Consider the following 18,282-nt stretch of genomic DNA (forward strand, 5'->3'; position numbering starts at 1 on the left):
TCGGTCGGCAGAAAGGCCGTACATATAACACAGCTACGCCCTACTCTCCTGCGGCTTTTTCCGAAACGGGAACGGGAAGCTCACGACGGAGTGCCAGAGTTTCCCAGATCGCCACCAGCACCACGACTGCCGTGGTCAATGCCCCCAGCGCCAAGGCTGAAAACCAGTGATTCAGTGCCAGCGGCAACAGCAGCACAAGCATTACCAGCCCGAAGACATGGGACAAGGGTGGAAACGGCCGATCAGCCATGACCCACTTGAACAGCGCATTGCCGAGCAGAAACAGCCATGGCCCGGCGATGATCACGACGATGCCGGCGTCGCTGGCGTGATCCGGATGCACCAGCACCAGTTCGTCGGCCACCGCACTGACGATGACCCCGGCGACAATCAGCACATGCAGGTAGGTGTAGGCGATTCGCGCCTGGCGCCCGGGGTCGGTGGAATGGGCGATACGGTGGTGCGCGCGCTCGGCACCGCTGTCGAAGTACACCCACCACATCGCGATGCTGCCCAGCACCGCCACCAGAAACGCCAGCAGTCCATCGCGGCCCGGAACCAGCTCGGCAAAGGTCGCACCGGTCACCAACAACGACTCACCCAGAGCGATGATCACGAACAGCGCACAACGCTCGGCCATGTGATTGCCTTCGACATTCCAGTCGCTCAGTGACGACCGCCCCAGTCCCGGCACCCAGAAATACAGCGACGGCGAAATCAGTTCGATCAGCAGCGCCAGCGCCCAGCAAAGCAGCCGCTGCTCGCCTTCGACCAACGCCCCGCCGATCCAGAACACCCCGGACAACGTCAGCCACGCGAGGATGCGCTGGAAGTTGCGCGTCATGTTCAACGACTCGCCGCGAACCGCCCAGATCGCAAACAGCGTGCGCCCGACCTGCATGAACACGAACGCCGCCGCGAACATCAGGCCGCGTTCGGTGAATGCCTTGGGAATCGAAGACGAAAGCAGCAAACCGGCGATCATCAGGCCGAACAGCCCGAGACGCACTGGCAGTTTTTCCGGGTCGAGCCAGTTGGTGATCCAGGACGTAAAGATCCACACCCACCACACCGCGACCATCATCAGCGTCACCTGCACCGCACCGATAACCGACAAGTGCGCGAGCAAAGTGTGGGACAGCTGAGTCACGGCAAACACGAACACCAGATCGAAGAACAGCTCGACCATGCCGACCTTGCCGCTGTCGAGACTGCCGCGCCCACGCAGCAAACCACGGGAAATGCTCGTGGGGTCCAGGCTCCACCGAGTTCAGGTGTACTCAGCAAAGCAGCCGGACAACGGCTCGGCAAGTCAGAGCGGCGAGTGAGGCCGCTCACTCATGAATTGCTCCAGCCGCGAACGCAGCCAGCGCTCGGCCGGGTCGCTGTCGACATGGCTGAGCCAGACCATCGACAGGTCGAGCGTCGGGGTCTTGAATGGAAACGGTTCCTTGAACAACAGGCCCGAGGCGGCCATGGCCTCGGCGGTGTAGTCCGGCAGGCTGGCTATCAGGTCGGTGCCCGCCAGCAGCGCCGGCAATGCGCTGTATTGCGGCACCGACAACACCACCTGACGGGTGCGGCCGAGGTCCGCCAGCCACTCATCGGCATAACCACTGACATTGGCCGTGTGCGAAACCAGTACATGGGGCCGTGCGCAATATTCGTCGAGGGTCAGCGGGGTGGCGGACTTGTCGGCGCGCAGGATGCTCGGCTGGATATGCCGCAGCAGCTTGCGCTTGGCATTGGCCGGCAGGCCACGGGTCTGGCTGATGCCGACGGTGATGTCGCCAGCGGCCAGCAGATCGGGAATTCGCCAGTAATCGACATGCTGCACCACGAACGCCACGTTCGGTGCTTCCTGGCGCAAGGCGCGCAACAGCGGCGGCAGCAGACCGAACTCGACGTCGTCCGACAGGCCGATGCGAAAGGTCATGGTGCTGACGGCGGGATCGAAATCACGGGTCAGGCTCAGCGCCACCGATAACGAGTCCAGCGCGGGTTTCAGATGGCGATAGATATCTTCGGCGCGGGCCGTCGGCTCCATGCGATGGCCGACGCGAATGAACAGCGGATCGTTGAGCATGGTGCGCAGGCGATTGAGTGCCGAGCTGATGGTCGGCTGGCCGAGAAACAGTTTCTCGGCGGCCCGGGTCACGTTGCGTTCGAGCATCAAGGTCTCGAACACCACCATCAGGTTGATGTCGGCCTTGCGAAGTTCATTGCGGTTCATCCATTGCCCCCCTGTCCCCGGATTGCGGGCAGTGTAGAAAGCCCCGCCGATATCGTCTATGCGCCCATGGATCAGTTGACGGTCAGCGTCTTCAGCCCCATCGCCAGTTGCCTGGCATCATTGCTCACCCCCGACTGGCGGGGACTGATCGCGTCGGCAAACTGCAGTTGCACGCGCAACAGGCCATCCTCCCTGATGCGTTGGCGAATGGCCGGAGTCAGATTCAACTCCAGGATATTGCCATCGGGCTTGTCGAGGCTGATGGCCGGCGCCTCGATACCATTGAGCTTGATCACGACATCCTGACGGGCGTGCCCCGGCGGCAGGAACGCCATCGTCTCCAGGCGCAGGCTACGAGCCGAATCCGCGACACGCATCACAAGCTCCGCGTCGGTGCCGCTGGACCAGATACCGAACGGTTCCGGATCCGACCAGCCACCTGCGAGAAACACCTGGCCGGCATCCCCGTAGCTGAACCGCATCTCTTGTCCGCTGGCGAGTTCAGGCACCCTTTGCTGCGGCGTTTTTTCCACGGAAACCTGCAAGCAATCGCGACATTGTTTCCAGCCCGGTGCCAGCACGAGGAAGCCATCGATGCGGGTAAAAAGATCGGTTGTGGTATGGATGTTCGAGAACGCCCGCAGCAGTGCCCGATCACCGAGCAGGTACAACGTGTCAGGGTCGTATTGCCCGCTGGCCATCATTTCGGAAGCTCGCCGGCCGGCCTCCTCCAGAGGCGCCTGCGCCATTCGGCCAAGATAAACCGCATCCGTCGCCATTCCGTGCACGGCGGCAAATGCTGCCACGTTCATCCATTGCGACGAATGATTCTGCGGCGTCAGCCAGCGAATCCTTTGATAGTGCGCCGCCGCGCTCTGCCAGAAGGGATCGACCATCGGAGTCGCCCACCGAGACGACGGCTCCATCATCAAATGCTGGCGAATGGGTGCCCAGCCGCGATGGGTATCCGCGGCCTGGACCAGCAGCGCCATTGCCAGCAGGCAGATTGCCGTGCGCGGCTCGTTGGCCCGTATCACCAGAAAAACGATGACCAGAATGACCGCGTAGTAGACCGGCCAGACCATGCGCCCCGAGCCGCGGAAAATATTGGCGACGGCGATGATTTTTTCCGGAAGTGGATAAGTGAAATTCAGCGGCCCGAACGCGATGTTGTTGGACACGGCAAACACCATCAGCCCCGCCAGGGCGAGAAGCAGAACAGGGTATCGACGCAGCTTTTCTCCGAGGCCCGTGCGCCCTTGCAGCCAGCCGACAAAACCACAGAGCGCCAGCAACAGGAGCCCGAACCCCAGAAACCCGAAGCCTTCAGTATCGCCGACGCCGCCGGGCAGATCCCTCAGCACATAGGACCAGGCGTTGGCGCTGAACAGCGTCAGCAGATTGGCCCGGTACAAGCCAAAACCATCGGACGCCGCATCGGCGCCACTGACGGAAAAATACCCGGCCTGCCAGCAACACACGCTGACCAGGGCAAACAGCACGACCAGCTCGACTGCTGCGTTGCGCACCGTCAGTTTGTTTTTGAAGCAACGAGCTGCCAGATCCGCCACCCAGATGAGCGCAACCATTGCCAGCAAGTAGGCGTGAATCAATGCGGTACATCCCAGCAAGGCCCCCCAGGCCAGACGTCGGCGCTCGTCTCCCGGTCGCAGCGCCAGGTACAGCGCTGCCAGAATTACGAAGTGCCCGGCCAGTGACAGATGCACCGGTATGCGCATGATCATCGGCGGCGCAAACAGAAACAGCGCAGCGCCCAATGCGCGCAAGGTCACGTGTGGTGTGATCAGACCCAGCAGCTTCCAGGCGAACCACGATTGCAGCATGAAACAGCCGAGAAACCACAGACCGAAATACTGGAACGTCTCGGGCAATAACCCGGCGAAAGGCTTGAACAGCAATGCCAGCAGCGGATTGGAGTCGGAGAAGATCAGGCCGTTGCCCAACTCCAGGCCGTAATTCGGATTCAGGCCCAGCGGAAAGGTCCAGGGTGACTGACGGAAGAACACCCACCCCAGATAATGCGTTGCAGGATCCCCCTGCCCCAGCCAGGCAATGTTCTGCGGGTTGAGTGCGCGCGGGCCGACCACGATGAAAAAGGCCAGGACGCCGATCATCAACGGCAACAGAGTGACAGCCAGGCGCCTTGCCGAATCCTTCATCGATACGTCCAGAAGTTATGCAATACAAAAGTGAATGCCGGAATGGTCAGCGCGACCGCGACGATTCCCAGCAGATAGTGCAGGCCGGCCATCTGCGCGGCCCAGGCCACGAACATCGCCAACACGAAGCCTCCCACCGATACCATCAGAAAACGCAGCAAGGTCTTGCCGTGCAACCTCGCGGAAAAACTCCAGGTGGTGTTGATCACGTAGGAAACCACCGTCGCCACGACAAATGCCACACCGTTGGCCAACGGCGGTTGAGGGCTCACGAAATTGATGAACAACACGGCCACCAGTGCATGCAGGGCCGTGACGAACAAACCCGTTACGGCAAAGCGCAAGCCGCGCTGGATGAGTTCTGAGCGCTGTGTCGCCATCAGGGTTTGCGCGCCAGCACGAATACACTGAGACCGGCCAGACGGTTCATGCCCATCAACGGCAACTCAAGACGGCACAGGGTTTTCAGCAGCGTATTGACCAGCGGGTGGTGCTTTTTCAACTGCGAACGTGGCGCCAAACCCCGTGCAGCGCCGGGTATCAGGCGTGACGCGACGGCGATCGGGAACACCGCACCGAAGTAGTAGGCGCCCCGCTCGACCATCAATCCGGCGTTCTTTGCCAGAGACTCGAACTGGCCCAGGGTGTAGCGCCGCTTGTGTTCGAGGAAATCATCGTGCCCGCTCCACATGAACTGGAACGCCGGCACGGTCATCAGGAAGCGACTGCCGGAGGGTACTTTGTCGACGTAGGACTTGAGCAGGCCGAGGTCATCATCGACGTGCTCCAGCACATCCATCAGCAGCACCAGATCAGCGTCAACAGTGTCGATCGAGCGACGGTAATGAACCGGTTTGCCGGCAGTGCTGGCACTGGAGTCGGCCGGATAGCTGATGTCCACGCACCACGCTTCGCGTGCGGCAGTGTGAGTCAACAGATGATGGGAAAAGAACCCCGAACCGGCGCCGACGTCGAGAATGCGTTTGATCGGCGCCACCCCCAGCAATCGGCGGGTTGCTGCCGCTTTGGAGCAGTAATACCAATGCTCGCCGATGCTGTCGCCGAGGATGTCGGTTTCCTTGAGATCCATGCTTCAGTCCTTCGGGTCATAAATGCGGCGCACCAGGAAAACCGGCCGGCGCTTCGCTTCGATATAAGTGCGGCCCAGATACTCGCCAAGCACACCGATGCCGATCAACTGCAAGCCGCCAAGGAAGGTCACGGCGACCATCAGCGACGCATAACCGGGCAGGTCGATGCCATACATCAGCGTACGGACCACAATGAACATGGCAAAGGCAAACGATATCAGGGACACCATCGCTCCCAGATACGTCCAGATCCGCAACGGCTCGGTGCTGAAACTGGTGATGCCTTCGAGCGCAAAATTCCACAGCCGCCAGCCATTGAACCGGCTCGTTCCGACCGCCCGTTCCGGGCGCTCGTACTCGATCTGGGTGGTGCGAAATCCGACCCACGCAAACAGGCCTTTCATGAACCGTCGGGACTCCGGCAGCGTCAGCAGCGCGTCCACCACGCAACGATCCATCAAACGGAAATCGCCGACATTCTCGGGCAGTGACTGATCGGCGATCCGGTTGTGCAGACGATAGAACCAGGTGGCGGAAGTCTGCTTGGCCCAGGAGTCGTTGCGGCGGCTGATGCGATGCCCCAGCACCACTTCATAACCTTCACGCCAGCGCTCGATCATTTGCAGAATGACCTCGGGCGGATCCTGCAGATCGACATCGATCGGCACCACGATCTGCCCGGTTGCGGTCTGCAAACCGGCAGAGAGCGCCGCTTCCTTGCCGAAATTGCGACTCAGATCGACGATGCGAATCTGCGAATCGCTCTGCTGGCAGAGCAGCAGACGCTCCAGTGTCGAATCGGTACTGCCGTCGTTGACGAACACCAACTCAAGGCTGATCAGGGTTTCACGTTCGAACACCTGCCGAATGCGCAGGAGAAAGCCGTCGAGGCTGTCCTCTTCGTTGAATACGGGAATCACCAGCGACAGTGTCACCGGCCCCGCGTGTGGCGTTCCATGCGGATGGGTCAATGGACTGCTCTTTTTTATAGTGTTTGTCGGTCGTCGAACGAAATCCGACGCCATGAGCCGCACCGTATTAAGCAGCACCACTGGTGCTCATGCAAGGGTGAAAAAAGGACGTACTCGCCATTCCGAAGGCCGATCCCGACGCTCTGCCCCGCGCCTCGCTGAAACATTACCCAACGATTGGAAACAAATCCCCGATAGCCAAATAACTGCTCTCCGCTAGGCTTGCGACGATGCGCCAAACAGGTTGTCGCAATATCCCATCGCATGGAGCGAACTGAATGTATTTCGAGATTTACAGGCAATCCAAGGGCACCCCGAGTACCGGCAAAGGACAGTGGCGCTGGCGGCTACGGGCGGGAAACCACGAGACGGTTGCCAGTGGCGAGTCGTATGTGAACAAGGCGGACTGCCTGCATGTGATCGAACTGATCAAGGGCGTGCAGGGGGATACGCCGGTCAAGGAGATTTGAGGGCTGGCTGACAACCCTGCAGGAACTAAAAAGCCCCGCTGAATTTCATCAACGGGGCTTTTCCGAGCTGACGCGAACACCTGTCTTCAGAATTTCTCGGGGATGTGCCGGAAGGGATAATCCGACTCCTTGTAGCCCCCAGGTTTCTGCCGCTTGGGTAACTCAACCTTCTCGCGCGAAACACTCTTGTACGGAATGCGGCTGAGAAGATCGGAGATGATGTTCAGGCGCGCTCGCCGCTTGTCGTTCGAATCGGCCACCAGCCAGGGTGCATATTCGGTATCGGTTGCCCTGATCATGTCGTCACGCGCCCGCGAGTAGTCATACCAGCGACTGTACGACTTGAGATCCATGGGCGAGAGCTTCCAGATTTTTCGACCGTCCTTGATACGCTCCTCCAGCCGGCGCGTCTGTTCTTCCTGGCTGACGTTCAACCAGTATTTGAGCAGAATCACCCCGGAATCGACGATGGCATGCTCCACCAGGGGAACCGTCCTGAGAAATTTTTCGGCCTGATCCTCGGTACAGAACCCCATCACCCGCTCGACACCGGCGCGGTTGTACCAACTGCGATCGAAGATCACCACCTCGCCCGCCGCCGGCAGATAAGGCAGGTAACGCTGCATGTACATTTGACTCTTTTCACGCTCGCTCGGGGCCGGCAACGCCACCACCCGGAACACCCGCGGGCTGACCCGATCGGTGAGCGCCTTGATCGTCCCGCCCTTCCCCGCCCCGTCACGCCCCTCGAAAATCACACAGACCTTGATGCCCTCGGCCCTCACCCACTCCTGCAGCTTGACGAGCTCAACGTGCAGTCGACGCAACTCCGCCAGATAGTCTTTGCTCGATAGCTTTGGGCGATCTGCCGGGGTGTCTCTGGGCGAGTCTTTCTTCTTTCCCTTTGCCATGACCGAATCTCATGCATTGAAGGGGCTGACCGCCGGATGGCTGGCGGCCCATGAGCTGGAATGCAGGAGTTTAGTCAGTTAATTGGGAATACGAGCCGCGGCTCAGGCGTGTGCTTCTCGATCAAGCACTTCAGCGACCCACTGATTGATACTCTTTCGAGCCAGCTGCGCCTTCACGGCAACAGTCGCGTGAAGCGCGGGCGCCAGACGCAGACTGAGGTTGCCCGAATAAGGTTTCTGTGGCGCTCTTCCGAGCTTGGCGCAGGTTTCCAGATAGTCGGTGACTGCCTCTTCAAATGCCTGTCGGAGCTCTTTGACCGACTCGCCATGAAAACCCACAACATCCTTGATTCCCGCGATGTGGCCAACAAACAGACCGTCCTCGTCACTGTACTCAATACGGGCGGCATAGCCGTTGTAGTTCATCACGTTCATGGTGTGACTCCTGCTTGTTCGAGGAAAGCCCGGGCATCACGAACCTGATAGGGCTTTGCTTCTTTATCTGGATGGGGTCGGTGAAAAGTGGCGACCACACCATTCAATTCAAAACGTACACGAGATCCATTGCCTTCGATCGTTCTCGCGCCCACCGCACCGAACAGAGATTCGATGCGGGCCCACTCCAACGTGGCTGGAGTCGGTCTTGAAAATACGGCTTTGAGGGTGCTCAGCTGTTTATTATTCATAGTATTACATCATGATACCGCGCAAGGGCACAGCGACTCTGATTCACACCGCTGATGCGTGAAGTAAAACCCTCAAAAACGTGCGAAAACACCGCTTGTCCAGAGTCAGGAAAGCGGTGCTTCTATAGCAGTTATTCAGAGTCTGTTTGGCACGGTCACCAGAATAATCGGATGACTCTAAACGAGGTTGTAGGCAAACTCTGCGAGTTGCGTGCGAACAGACGATTGCTGCGCAAAGTGGCTGATTGCCGCCTTGTTCGGCCTCATTTCGTCGGGATACTCTCAAGACGTCGCTGCATATCAGCGGCCGGGCTTGGAAACCCGACGAGTCACGCAACAGCGCCCCTGACAAATGCTGGCGTTTTCTTACGCCCGTATATTTGCTTTATGGCGGCTGTGCGTGGGACGCCCTCGGGCGTGCCGGTCTCCTTGACTCCCGGTTTCCAACCTGCGTACAGCTGCCACCCATTCGCTTGGAAACGAAAGTGACAGCTCCTCACAGTCAAGGAGTTACACATGCATGATGCACCTGAAGAAAAAACCGCCGGAACCACTCCCTTTCTCTATTGCTCTGACAATCCGTTATTTCATGTCTGCGCCGGAGTGCCTGTCAGCCAAGCGCTGGCTCAAGCTTCCGACCTGCTTGCCCTCGCCAAGGCACTTGCAGAAGATGCGGCGTTCATTAGAGAAACGGACCGATATGCCTGGGCTGCACATTTTTTGACGGAGATGGGTAAGGCGGTTGTTGATGATGTAGTGAGGGCGGTTTCGTCGAAGGACATTAAGATGTCGCCGAAAACTGCGAAATGATGGTTACCTCACCCGGAAACTAGCTGGCTCTTCTCTGCAATAAGGAAGCCCCGTAATCCTGCATCTACGGGGCCACTCTCACGAGCGTTCATTCGTCATCATCGTTTTCTTCATCGCCATCATCGTCCGTTGAAATAACGCCGGCGCCTCCTTCGACAAACGACTGACAACCTTCGTTAAAGGACTCTGATGGGGTGCTACAGGAATTTTCATCGTCAATTCCTTTTTGCTCGGCCCAGTCATACCCTGCCTGATGTCCTGAGCAATCATCCGTGCATTCGTGGCCATCAAACGTATCTGCGAAAATTGTCGTGCTCCCCAGACTCAAGACAAGCAGCACAATTGAATAAAGTGCCCTCTCTGGCAGATTCATAACTACAAGCCATCACGCGGTTTAGTGCCGGGTTTTCCTGTGTACGGATTCACATTGCCCTTGGTGCTGTAGTTATTGTTCCTGGTGGAGTCTGGGTTTGTAGCATGAGAGGGGCGAACATACGTTCCATTGCTTCGCGTATACCCACTAACCGAATGGTCAGAACGACTTCCGCTGTAGTAGCCGGACTTGAACGAGGAATGACTGCCGAAGCTGCTTCCACGTGCGTAAACGCTCCCTGAAAGCGCTACCGAGATTGCTATAACGGCTACAGAAAAAACCTTTTTCATACAAACCTCCATTTTTTCCAACGATGGTAGCTCAATGGAATCACTTGGAAAGCTCAGGCGATAAAGGGTCTTGGGAGTAACGGCGTTAACGCAAACCTGTTGGAAAGGATCCCACGCAGGCAGAGTTGGCTTTTCAGGAAAAGCGATGAATGCTGCTTGTCTGTATTGATCTAGAGATCCAACTCTAATGCGTCAATAAACGATCCGAGTAAAAAACCTCAGAAACGAAAAAGCCCCGTAGCTTCTCAGCTACGGGGCTTTTTCTATGTATGGCGGAGAGATAGGGATTCGAACCCTAGGTACCGGTGAAGGTACAACGGATTTCGAATCCGTCCCATTCGGCCACTCTGGCATCTCTCCAACGGCGCGCATCATAACAACACTTTCGCTGAATGGGAAACCCCTAAACGAAATTTTTTCCGTGCTATCAGATGCTTGCGTCGATTAAAGCGGTACGCCCAGACGGTTGGCGACTTCTTCGTAGGCTTCGATGACGTCACCGAGGCCCTGGCGGAAGCGGTCCTTGTCCATCTTCTTCTTGGTGTCCTTGTCCCACAGACGGCAGCCGTCCGGGCTGAACTCGTCGCCCAGGACGATGGAGCCGTCGCTGAACACGCCGAATTCAAGCTTGAAGTCCACCAGCAAGAGGCCTGCGTCGTCGAACAGTTTGCTCAGGACTTCGTTGACCTTGAGCGACAGTTCTTTCATGCGCGCCAGCTGCTCGGCGGTGCCCCAGCCGAATGCCACGACGTGGGATTCGTTGATGAACGGGTCGCCCTTGGCGTCGTCCTTCAGGAACAGTTCGAAGGTGTACGGGTTGAGCTTCATGCCCTCTTCGACGCCCAGACGCTTGACCAGGCTGCCGGCGGCGTAGTTACGCACGACGCACTCGACCGGGATCATGTCGAGTTTTTTCACCAGCACTTCATTGTCGGCCAGCAGCTTGTCGAACTGGGTCGGAATGCCGGCCGCTTCGAGTTTCTGCATGATGAAGGCGTTGAACTTGTTGTTCACCATGCCTTTGCGGTCGAGCTGCTCGATGCGCTTGCCGTCGAACGCCGAGGTGTCGTTGCGAAACAGCAGGATCAAGCGGTCAGCGTCGTCGGTCTTGTAAACCGATTTGGCTTTGCCGCGGTAGAGTTCTTCACGTTTTTCCATGATGGGCTCCGCTTGCTAAGTAGATGGGCTAGGCGATGTGGCGCCAGTCGAGCCCTGAATCTTGATCGGCCAGTTGCAGCCAGTCCGGGTCGCACCCGAGGGTGTCGACAAAACATTGCCGGGCCAGCTGCGGCAGGTTGTTCTTGCTGCTCAGATGGGCCAGGACCAGGTGTTGCAGGCCTTGCCAGCCCAACTCGGCCACCAGGAATGCCGCCTGATGGTTGTTCAAATGTCCCAGCTCGCCGCCCACCCGCTGCTTGAGAAAGTACGGGTAATGACCACGGGCCAGCATGTCTCGGCAATGATTGGACTCGATCATCAACGCATCGAGGTCCCGATAACCGTCCAGCACCTGCTCGCAGTATGAACCCAGATCGGTCAGCAGGCCGAAACGTCGCTGTTCCTGATCACTGAAGACATACTGGGTCGGTTCCTGTGCATCGTGGGCCACGGCAATGACCCGGATGTCCAGAGCACCGATCTGCAGTTGCTCACCGCCGGCCACGAAGCCTGCGGGTTCAATCGGTTTGCGCATCCCGCGCAGTGTGCCGCGACTGAGGTAGACCGGCAGATTGTAGCGCCGAGACAGCAAACCCACGCCATGCACGTGGTCGGCATGTTCGTGGGTCACGAGTATCGCGCTCAGTTGCGCCGGGTTCACACCCAGGCGCAACAGGCGTTTTTCGGTTTCCCGCAGGGAAAAACCACAATCCACCAGTACATACGTATCAGCACTGGCGATCAGCGTGCCGTTCCCTTGGCTACCGCTGCCGAGAACGGCAAAACGCATGGGATCAGCCCAGGTTGTCCTGAATCACGCTCAACACTTTGCGGGCCACATCAGCCGGCGCGACGGTGTTGATGTTTTTCTCGACGGTGACCTGAACGTTGTCGCCAACCTTGCTCAGGCGAACCTGATAACGCTCGGCACGGGCTTCAACTTCTTCCTTGGTCGGCGCGCTGCCGAACAGGCTGCTGAAGAAACCAGGCTTGTCGTCTTTCTTCTCGGCCTTTTCGGCCAGGTTGATGTAGTACAGGCCCAGGCTGCGGTTGATGTCTTCAACGCGCCACTGACCTTGCTCCAGCGCACGACCGACGCTCGACCAGGCACGGTCCAGATCCGAACCGACGTTCAACACCGGGTTGCCGCTGCCGTCTTCGCTGAGGCTGACGCGGCTCGGGGTATCGAAATCACGCGATGCCAGCATCGACACCGAACCGCCCTTCTCGGAGGTACGGCTCATGCTCGCGAGCATGTCGTCGACCAGCGCAGCGTCCAGGCCAGTGTTGACCGAACGGTTGGTGAAATCGACATTGGCGGTGCTGCCGGCAGGACGCTCGGCGCTGACCACGTAGATTTCACTGGTGTTGCGCTGTACACCCGGCTCGATGCGTACTCGCACGCGGGTCTCGCTGTCGGCACCGACGCCGGCGGCGCTCAGGCGCTTGGCCATGGCGGCGGACAGTTCGTCGGAATGCTGCCAGGTGGTGGTGAATTCACCGGTTTGCGGACGCTGTTCATCCAGACGGAAACCGTTGTCCTGGAAGAACTGCACAGCCACTGGCCAGACTTCGGCCGGTGGATGCTGGCCCATGACCCAACGCGAATCACCGCTCTTCTGCAGCGAGTAGTCGCTGGCGTCGGCAATTGCCGACAGCGGCTGAGGACGCGGAACCACGTATTCGCCGGTGGCGGTATCGTCGGCGACGTTGCGCGGGATCGGCAGCAGCGGATCCAGACGCTTGGAGGTGCTGACACCTTCTGGCAGTTGCATCGGTGCAGTCTGTTTCGCTTCCAGGTAGTCGCTACCACGGTCACGGAAATAACCTTCCGGGCCCCAGATCCATCCGCAGCCACTGGTGCTGGAGATAATCAAGGCAAGTGCGGAAAGTCCGGCCATTCGCTTCATGCGTTGTACTTCCTCAATTAAACCAGGACGCCGCACTGGCGCAGGGCCGAGCGCAACGTTTCATGACAAGGAGCGCTCAGCCAGGTCAGCGGCAGGCGAATGCCTTCGTGCATCAGGCCCATTTCGACCAAAGCCCACTTCACCGGAATCGGGTTGGCTTCGATGAACAGGTCCTTGTGCAGCGGCATCAGTTTTTCGTTGATGGCCCGTGCGGTCTCGGCGTCGCCCTTGAGCGCTGCCTCGCACAGGTCGGCCATTTCGCGCGGGGCGACGTTGGCGGTGACGGAGATGTTGCCTTTGCCACCCAGCAGGATCAGCTCGACAGCGGTCGGATCATCGCCGGACAGCACGATGAAATCCTTGCTCACGCCGTCGAGGATTGCCTTGGCGCGTTTCAGGTCGCCAGTGGCTTCCTTGATACCGATGATGTTCGGCACGGTGGACAGGCGGATCACGGTCTCGGCCTGCATGTCGCAGGAGGTGCGGCCGGGAACGTTGTAGAGGATCTGCGGGATGTCGACCGCTTCGGCGATGTGCTTGAAGTGCTGGTACAGGCCTTCCTGGGTCGGCTTGTTGTAGTACGGGACGACCAGCAGGCAGGCATCGGCGCCGGCTTCCTTGGCGTTGCGGGTCAGCTCGACGGCTTCGCGGGTCGAGTTGGCGCCGGTACCGGCGATCACCGGAATGCGGCCTGCCACCTGTTTGACCACGGCTTTGATGACGGCAATGTGTTCTTCTACATCAAGGGTTGCCGACTCGCCGGTAGTACCGACCGCGACAATGGCATGGGTGCCGTTCTTGAGATGGAAGTCCACGAGTTTGCTGAGGCTGTCCCAGTCAAGACGCCCTTGTGCATCCATGGGTGTGACCAGTGCCACCATACTGCCCGCAATCATGAAACCGCTCCTGCCGGAAAAAGAGAGCGGTAATGGTACTGGCGCCAAGATGCTTGCACAAGCGAAGTACTGCGCCGCCATTCCCCTTGGCGCCGCTTTTCGCTACCCTTCAGACTTTGATCGGTACTGATCAGCTTGTGCGCCGGGTTCCTGCCCCCCGTTTCGGCCTTCCAGACCCCGTTCCAGCGTCGCCGCCTTACGCTTCCTTATTATTGGAGCCGTGGCGACAGGCGAACCGGGTCTTCCGGACAGGTATGTCCCGGCACTCAACGCCCTCACCCTACCGACCGCTCATCGCTTTAGGAATGCTGCATGTCCACCCCCACAGTTCGCGAACAATTCCTTGTCATCAGTGCCCTCGGCGCCAATCCCATGGAGCTGACCAACGTCCTGTGCCGCGCCAGCCATGAAAACCGCTGCGCGGTCGTCACTTCGCGCCTGACCCGCCACGGCGAGTGCAGTGCACTGGTGCTCGAAGTCTCCGGCAGCTGGGACGCCCTGGCCCGCCTGGAAGGCAGCCTGCCAACATTGGCCAAACGTCATGCGTTCACGGTCAACGTGGTGCGCAGCGCCGCCCTGGAAAACCGTCCGCAAGCCCTGCCGTATGTGGCTTACGTGTCGTCGGCCTACCGCCCGGACATCATCAACGAGCTGTGCCAGTTCTTCATGGATCACAACGTCGAGCTGGAAAACCTGACCTGCGATACCTATCAGGCACCACAGACCGGCGGCACCATGCTCAACGCCACGTTCACCGTGACCCTGCCGGCCGGCACCCAGATCAGCTGGCTGCGCGACCAGTTCCTGGACTTCGCCGATGCCATGAACCTCGACGCACTGATCGAACCGTGGCGCCCACAGAACCCAATGTAAGGAAGCTTTCATGGCCGTAGCTATCGATCAACCGGTTGCCGATTTCGAAGCCCCCGCCACCAGCGGGCAGACCGTCAGCCTTTCGGCCCTCAAGGGCAAGCAAGTGGTGATCTACTTCTACCCGAAGGACAGCACCCCGGGCTGCACCACTGAAGGTCAGGGCTTTCGTGATCAGTACGCGGCGTTCAAGGCTGCCAACACGGAAATCTTCGGCATCTCTCGCGATAGCCTGAAGTCCCACGAGAACTTCAAGTGCAAGCAGGAGTTTCCGTTCGAGCTGATCAGCGACAAGGACGAAGCCGTCTGCCAGCTCTTCGACGTGATCAAACTGAAAAAGCTCTACGGCAAGGAATACATGGGCGTGGATCGCAGCACGTTCCTGATCGACAAGGAAGGCGTTCTGCGTCAGGAATGGCGCGGCGTGAAAGTGCCGGGTCACGTCGATGCAGTGCTGGCCGCTGCTCAGGCGCTGAACAAGGCTTGATCCTTTCGGCGCCCTGACGGGCGCCGAATTGCTTTCAAAGCAATGGCGCCACCACCGGTTCCTTGCGCGGCCACGCATCGAGCACAGCCTTGAACAGCGTCGCCAGCGGAATCGCGAAGAACACACCCCAGAAGCCCCACAATCCGCCGAACAACAGCACCGCACAGATGATCGCCACCGGGTGCAGGTTGACCGCTTCGGAGAACAGCAACGGCACCAGCACGTTGCCATCCAGCGTCTGGATGATCCCGTAGACCGCCATCAGATAGATAAACTGATCGCTCCAGCCCCACTGAAACAGCGCAATCAGCATTACCGGCACCGTCACCACCACCGCCCCGACATACGGCACCACCACCGACACGCCCACCAGCAACGCCAGCAGCGCGGCGTAGTTCAGCCCGAGGGTGACGAAGGCGATGTAGGTCACCCCGCCACAGATCACGATCTCGATGACCTTGCCGCGAATGTAGTTGGCAATCTGCCGGTTCATTTCCTCGGCAACCCGGGTGATCAGCGCTCGCTCACGCGGCAGATAACCACGCACCCATTCGCCGATCATCACCCGGTCTTTCAAGAAGAAGAACACCAGGATCGGCACCAGGACCAGGTAGATCATGATGTTCACCAGCAGCGGCAGGCTGGATAACGAGAACGTCAGCGCCCACTGGCCGAATTTGCCGATCTCGCCGCGCGCCGCTTCGATGGCTTGCAGCACCTGCTCGTCGGACACCAGATGCGGATAGCGCTCCGGCAACAGCAACAGCAGCGATTGCCACTTGGCGAGCATGCCCGGCAGCTCGTTGAACAGCGTGATCAATTGATGCCAGAGCAGCGGCAGCACCACGACGATGAACAACAGCAACACGCCCATGAACAGCGCAAATACCAGCCCCACCGCCGCGCCACCGGGCATGCGCAGGCGTTCAAGCGTGACCACCAGCCCCTGCATCAGATACGCCAGCACCATCCCGGCCAGCACGGGCGCGAGCATTCCGCCGAGGGTAAGCACAGCGGTGAAGGCGAGAAACAACAACACCGCCAGCACCACCGCCTCTTCATCGGAAAAGTAGCGCTGAATCCAGTCGCGTAACACTTTGAACATCAATAATCCTTAGGTCTTTTACGCTGTCGATTTCAGGCTTTTTTCAACCAGTAACGGTAAACGCCAGCCTCGTCTTCTTCACGCAGCAGCGTATGACCGGCCAACCGGGCAAAGGTGCGAAAGTCGCGCTGCGAGCCGGCATCCGTGGCGATCACCTTGAGCACTGCGCCACTGGGCAGCTTGTTCAGCTCCATCTTGGCCTTGAGCAACGGCAACGGGCAATTCAGGCCGCTGGCGTCCAGTTCACAGTCGTGGGCTACAGCGTCGGTCATGCGTTACTCCGGTTCAGAGGGTCAGGCTGCCTAGAATATCTGGTCGCAGGCCCGGTGTCCGGCTACAGTAAGGTCTTTGTCGACTAAGGCTTTGTGCATGACATTTTTGCGCCCTACCCTGCTGACGCTCGCTTGCCTGCTCGCCTCACCGGGCTTCGCCGACGACCTGCCGTCACTCGGTGACGCCAGCTCTGCCATCGTCTCGCCACAACAGGAATACCAACTGGGCCGCGCCTGGCTGGCATTGCTGCGCAGCCAGGTTTCACAGCTCAACGATCCGCAACTCAAGGACTACGTCGAGTCCAGCGTCTATAAGCTGGTGGAAACCAGTCAGGTCAACGACCGACGCCTGGAATTCATTCTGATCAACAGCCCGCAGCTCAACGCCTTCGCGGCGCCGGGCGGGATTGTCGGGGTCAACGGCGGCCTGTTCCTCAATGCCCAGACCGAAGGTGAATATGCCTCGGTACTGGCGCACGAACTGGCTCACTTGTCCCAACGCCACTTCGCCCGAGGCGTCGAAGCGTCGCAGCGGATGCAGGTGCCGATGATGGCCGCGCTGCTGGCCGGGATCGTCATTGCAGCCGCCGGTGGCGGCGAGGCCGGGATCGCGACCATCGCGGGCACCCAGGCTGCGGCGATCCAGTCGCAACGGACCTTCTCGCGCCAGAACGAACAAGAGGCGGACCGCATCGGTATCCTCAACCTGGAGAAGGCCGGTTACGACCCGCGCTCGATGCCGACCATGTTCGAACGCCTGATGCGCCAGTATCGCTACGACGCCAAGCCGCCGGAATTCCTGCTGACTCACCCGGTAACCGAATCGCGTATCGCCGACACCCGCAACCGTGCCGAGCAGGCCAAGCCCGGCGGCATTGAAGACAGCATGCGCTATCAACTGATCCGCGCGCGGGTGCAGTTGATCTACGAAGAAACCCCGGGAATGGGTGCCAAGCGCTTCCGGGCACAACTGGACGAGAACCCGAAAAACGATGTGGCCCGTTACGGCCTGGCGATCGCCCAGATCAAGGGTGGCCAGTTGAATGAAGCGCGGGAAAACCTGAAGCAACTGCTGGAAAAATCCCCGAACGAGATCATCTACAACCTCGCCCAGGTCGATCTGGATATCACCAACAATCGTCTGGCGGATGCGCAGTCGCGCGTCGACCGCATGCTGACTCAATACCCCGGCAACTACCCGCTGAATCAGGTACGCGTCGATCTGTTGCTGAAACAGAACCGCACCGCCGATGCGGAAAAGGCCTTGGAAGGCTTGCTGAAGTCTCGGCCAGACGATCCGGACGTCTGGTATCAGGTGGCGGAAACCCGCGGCTTGTCCGGCAACATCATTGGCCTGCATCAGGCCCGTGCCGAGTACTTCGCGCTGGTCGGCGATTACCGCCAGGCCATCCAGCAACTGGACTTCGCCAAACGCAAGGCTGGCAGCAACTTCCCGCTGTCGTCGCGGATCGATGCTCGTCAGCGCGAACTGATGGAGCAGGAACGCATGATCAAGGACATGATGGGATAAGCCCGCCCCAGGAAAAACTCCGGGCACAAAAAAACCGC

21 protein-coding genes and 1 tRNA gene are annotated in these 18,282 nt (G+C 59.3%); 5 read left to right on the forward strand and 17 right to left on the reverse strand.

Annotation, left to right across the window (positions count from 1 at the left end; all coding sequences use genetic code 11):
* Positions 1 to 40: 40 nt before the first annotated feature.
* The 6 genes from AC07NR_RS01485 to AC07NR_RS01510 form a co-directional block, all read right to left on the reverse strand.
* A complete protein-coding gene (locus AC07NR_RS01485) occupies positions 41 to 1,189 on the reverse strand; it encodes a low temperature requirement protein A (protein WP_495077939.1) in 1,149 nt (382 codons plus the stop codon).
* A 123-nt stretch (positions 1,190 to 1,312) separates the two neighbouring features.
* On the reverse strand, positions 1,313 to 2,233 hold the full coding sequence (locus AC07NR_RS01490) for a LysR family transcriptional regulator (protein WP_085710257.1): 921 nt from the start codon (positions 2,231 to 2,233) through the stop codon (positions 1,313 to 1,315).
* Positions 2,234 to 2,304: 71 nt separating this feature from the next.
* On the reverse strand, positions 2,305 to 4,413 hold the full coding sequence (locus tag AC07NR_RS01495) for a DUF6311 domain-containing protein (RefSeq protein ID WP_495077665.1): 2,109 nt from the start codon (positions 4,411 to 4,413) through the stop codon (positions 2,305 to 2,307).
* On the reverse strand, positions 4,410 to 4,793 hold the full coding sequence (locus AC07NR_RS01500; protein ID WP_248738033.1) for a GtrA family protein: 384 nt from the start codon (positions 4,791 to 4,793) through the stop codon (positions 4,410 to 4,412). Before AC07NR_RS01500 ends, AC07NR_RS01495 begins: the two co-directional genes overlap by 4 nt.
* Positions 4,793 to 5,503, reverse strand: a complete 711-nt coding sequence (locus AC07NR_RS01505) for a class I SAM-dependent methyltransferase (protein ID WP_495077666.1) — start codon at positions 5,501 to 5,503, stop codon at positions 4,793 to 4,795. Before AC07NR_RS01505 ends, AC07NR_RS01500 begins: the two co-directional genes overlap by 1 nt.
* 3 nt (positions 5,504 to 5,506) lie before the next feature.
* Positions 5,507 to 6,475, reverse strand: a complete 969-nt coding sequence (locus tag AC07NR_RS01510) for a glycosyltransferase family 2 protein (RefSeq protein WP_423205083.1) — start codon at positions 6,473 to 6,475, stop codon at positions 5,507 to 5,509.
* Between the two features lie 278 nt (positions 6,476 to 6,753).
* Here AC07NR_RS01510 and AC07NR_RS01515 point away from each other — a divergent pair, with 278 nt between their 5' ends.
* Positions 6,754 to 6,945 (forward strand): YegP family protein, encoded by a 192-nt coding sequence (locus tag AC07NR_RS01515; protein ID WP_064383113.1) that lies wholly within the window; start codon positions 6,754 to 6,756, stop codon positions 6,943 to 6,945.
* An 86-nt stretch (positions 6,946 to 7,031) separates the two neighbouring features.
* Here AC07NR_RS01515 and ppk2 read toward each other — a convergent pair whose 3' ends face one another.
* The 3 genes from ppk2 to AC07NR_RS01530 form a co-directional block, all read right to left on the reverse strand.
* Complete coding sequence (ppk2, locus tag AC07NR_RS01520) at positions 7,032 to 7,856, reverse strand: polyphosphate kinase 2 (RefSeq protein ID WP_495077667.1); 825 nt, start codon at positions 7,854 to 7,856, stop codon at positions 7,032 to 7,034.
* A gap of 102 nt (positions 7,857 to 7,958) precedes the next feature.
* Entirely contained in the window at positions 7,959 to 8,291 is a 333-nt protein-coding gene (locus AC07NR_RS01525) for a type II toxin-antitoxin system HicB family antitoxin (protein WP_323150934.1), read from the reverse strand.
* Positions 8,288 to 8,542, reverse strand: coding sequence for a type II toxin-antitoxin system HicA family toxin (locus AC07NR_RS01530; protein ID WP_111283517.1), 255 nt, complete (start codon positions 8,540 to 8,542; stop codon positions 8,288 to 8,290). The genes AC07NR_RS01525 and AC07NR_RS01530 overlap by 4 nt, the downstream gene beginning before the upstream one ends.
* Before the next feature lie 516 nt (positions 8,543 to 9,058).
* Here AC07NR_RS01530 and AC07NR_RS01535 point away from each other — a divergent pair.
* Entirely contained in the window at positions 9,059 to 9,352 is a 294-nt protein-coding gene (locus AC07NR_RS01535) for a DUF3077 domain-containing protein (RefSeq protein WP_495077668.1), read from the forward strand.
* An 88-nt stretch (positions 9,353 to 9,440) separates the two neighbouring features.
* Here AC07NR_RS01535 and AC07NR_RS01540 read toward each other — a convergent pair whose 3' ends face one another.
* The 6 genes from AC07NR_RS01540 to dapA form a co-directional block, all read right to left on the reverse strand.
* Entirely contained in the window at positions 9,441 to 9,725 is a 285-nt protein-coding gene (locus tag AC07NR_RS01540; protein ID WP_495077669.1) for a hypothetical protein, read from the reverse strand.
* 560 nt (positions 9,726 to 10,285) lie between these two features.
* Positions 10,286 to 10,375, reverse strand: a tRNA-Ser gene (locus AC07NR_RS01545).
* 84 nt (positions 10,376 to 10,459) lie between these two features.
* Complete coding sequence (purC, locus tag AC07NR_RS01550; protein ID WP_007958019.1) at positions 10,460 to 11,173, reverse strand: phosphoribosylaminoimidazolesuccinocarboxamide synthase; 714 nt, start codon at positions 11,171 to 11,173, stop codon at positions 10,460 to 10,462.
* Between the two features lie 28 nt (positions 11,174 to 11,201).
* Positions 11,202 to 11,963 (reverse strand): MBL fold metallo-hydrolase, encoded by a 762-nt coding sequence (locus AC07NR_RS01555; protein WP_085710246.1) that lies wholly within the window; start codon positions 11,961 to 11,963, stop codon positions 11,202 to 11,204.
* A 4-nt stretch (positions 11,964 to 11,967) separates the two neighbouring features.
* Positions 11,968 to 13,083, reverse strand: a complete 1,116-nt coding sequence (gene bamC, locus AC07NR_RS01560) for an NlpB/DapX family lipoprotein (RefSeq protein ID WP_495077670.1) — start codon at positions 13,081 to 13,083, stop codon at positions 11,968 to 11,970.
* Positions 13,084 to 13,100: 17 nt separating this feature from the next.
* On the reverse strand, positions 13,101 to 13,979 hold the full coding sequence (dapA, locus tag AC07NR_RS01565) for a 4-hydroxy-tetrahydrodipicolinate synthase (RefSeq protein ID WP_169429259.1): 879 nt from the start codon (positions 13,977 to 13,979) through the stop codon (positions 13,101 to 13,103).
* A 312-nt stretch (positions 13,980 to 14,291) separates the two neighbouring features.
* On the opposite strand from dapA, the gene AC07NR_RS01570 reads away from it, so the two are divergent.
* Together AC07NR_RS01570 and AC07NR_RS01575 are read left to right on the forward strand one after the other, a co-directional pair.
* Positions 14,292 to 14,852 carry a glycine cleavage system transcriptional repressor gene (locus AC07NR_RS01570; RefSeq protein ID WP_047292291.1) on the forward strand — a complete coding sequence of 187 codons (561 nt, stop codon included), beginning with the start codon at positions 14,292 to 14,294 and terminating at the stop codon, positions 14,850 to 14,852.
* Positions 14,853 to 14,862: 10 nt separating this feature from the next.
* Entirely contained in the window at positions 14,863 to 15,336 is a 474-nt protein-coding gene (locus AC07NR_RS01575) for a peroxiredoxin (protein ID WP_495077671.1), read from the forward strand.
* Positions 15,337 to 15,370: 34 nt separating this feature from the next.
* Here the strand turns inward: AC07NR_RS01575 and AC07NR_RS01580 are convergent, their stop codons facing one another.
* Both AC07NR_RS01580 and AC07NR_RS01585 read right to left on the reverse strand, forming a co-directional pair.
* Positions 15,371 to 16,441, reverse strand: coding sequence for an AI-2E family transporter (locus tag AC07NR_RS01580; RefSeq protein ID WP_495077672.1), 1,071 nt, complete (start codon positions 16,439 to 16,441; stop codon positions 15,371 to 15,373).
* A gap of 32 nt (positions 16,442 to 16,473) precedes the next feature.
* On the reverse strand, positions 16,474 to 16,713 hold the full coding sequence (locus tag AC07NR_RS01585) for a sulfurtransferase TusA family protein (RefSeq protein WP_007963279.1): 240 nt from the start codon (positions 16,711 to 16,713) through the stop codon (positions 16,474 to 16,476).
* Positions 16,714 to 16,810: 97 nt separating this feature from the next.
* On the opposite strand from AC07NR_RS01585, the gene AC07NR_RS01590 reads away from it, so the two are divergent.
* Entirely contained in the window at positions 16,811 to 18,244 is a 1,434-nt protein-coding gene (locus AC07NR_RS01590; protein ID WP_114881795.1) for a M48 family metalloprotease, read from the forward strand.
* The last annotated feature ends 38 nt before the right edge of the window (positions 18,245 to 18,282 follow it).

The sequence above is a fragment of the Pseudomonas sp. GW821-FHT09C09 genome, assembly GCF_059418105.1.

Coding starts and splice junctions, on each gene's coding strand:
- AC07NR_RS01485 (WP_495077939.1), bottom strand. CDS start 1,189: ATGGTCGAGCTGTTCTTCGATCTGGTGTTCGTGTTTGCCGTGACTCAG.
- AC07NR_RS01490 (WP_085710257.1), bottom strand. CDS start 2,233: ATGAACCGCAATGAACTTCGCAAGGCCGACATCAACCTGATGGTGGTG.
- AC07NR_RS01495 (WP_495077665.1), bottom strand. CDS start 4,413: ATGAAGGATTCGGCAAGGCGCCTGGCTGTCACTCTGTTGCCGTTGATG.
- AC07NR_RS01500 (WP_248738033.1), bottom strand. CDS start 4,793: ATGGCGACACAGCGCTCAGAACTCATCCAGCGCGGCTTGCGCTTTGCC.
- AC07NR_RS01505 (WP_495077666.1), bottom strand. CDS start 5,503: ATGGATCTCAAGGAAACCGACATCCTCGGCGACAGCATCGGCGAGCAT.
- AC07NR_RS01515 (WP_064383113.1), top strand. CDS start 6,754: ATGTATTTCGAGATTTACAGGCAATCCAAGGGCACCCCGAGTACCGGC.
- ppk2 (WP_495077667.1), bottom strand. CDS start 7,856: ATGGCAAAGGGAAAGAAGAAAGACTCGCCCAGAGACACCCCGGCAGAT.
- AC07NR_RS01525 (WP_323150934.1), bottom strand. CDS start 8,291: ATGAACGTGATGAACTACAACGGCTATGCCGCCCGTATTGAGTACAGT.
- AC07NR_RS01530 (WP_111283517.1), bottom strand. CDS start 8,542: ATGAATAATAAACAGCTGAGCACCCTCAAAGCCGTATTTTCAAGACCG.
- AC07NR_RS01535 (WP_495077668.1), top strand. CDS start 9,059: ATGCATGATGCACCTGAAGAAAAAACCGCCGGAACCACTCCCTTTCTC.
- AC07NR_RS01540 (WP_495077669.1), bottom strand. CDS start 9,725: ATGAATCTGCCAGAGAGGGCACTTTATTCAATTGTGCTGCTTGTCTTG.
- purC (WP_007958019.1), bottom strand. CDS start 11,173: ATGGAAAAACGTGAAGAACTCTACCGCGGCAAAGCCAAATCGGTTTAC.
- AC07NR_RS01555 (WP_085710246.1), bottom strand. CDS start 11,963: ATGCGTTTTGCCGTTCTCGGCAGCGGTAGCCAAGGGAACGGCACGCTG.
- bamC (WP_495077670.1), bottom strand. CDS start 13,083: ATGAAGCGAATGGCCGGACTTTCCGCACTTGCCTTGATTATCTCCAGC.
- dapA (WP_169429259.1), bottom strand. CDS start 13,979: ATGATTGCGGGCAGTATGGTGGCACTGGTCACACCCATGGATGCACAA.
- AC07NR_RS01570 (WP_047292291.1), top strand. CDS start 14,292: ATGTCCACCCCCACAGTTCGCGAACAATTCCTTGTCATCAGTGCCCTC.
- AC07NR_RS01575 (WP_495077671.1), top strand. CDS start 14,863: ATGGCCGTAGCTATCGATCAACCGGTTGCCGATTTCGAAGCCCCCGCC.
- AC07NR_RS01580 (WP_495077672.1), bottom strand. CDS start 16,441: ATGTTCAAAGTGTTACGCGACTGGATTCAGCGCTACTTTTCCGATGAA.
- AC07NR_RS01585 (WP_007963279.1), bottom strand. CDS start 16,713: ATGACCGACGCTGTAGCCCACGACTGTGAACTGGACGCCAGCGGCCTG.
- AC07NR_RS01590 (WP_114881795.1), top strand. CDS start 16,811: ATGACATTTTTGCGCCCTACCCTGCTGACGCTCGCTTGCCTGCTCGCC.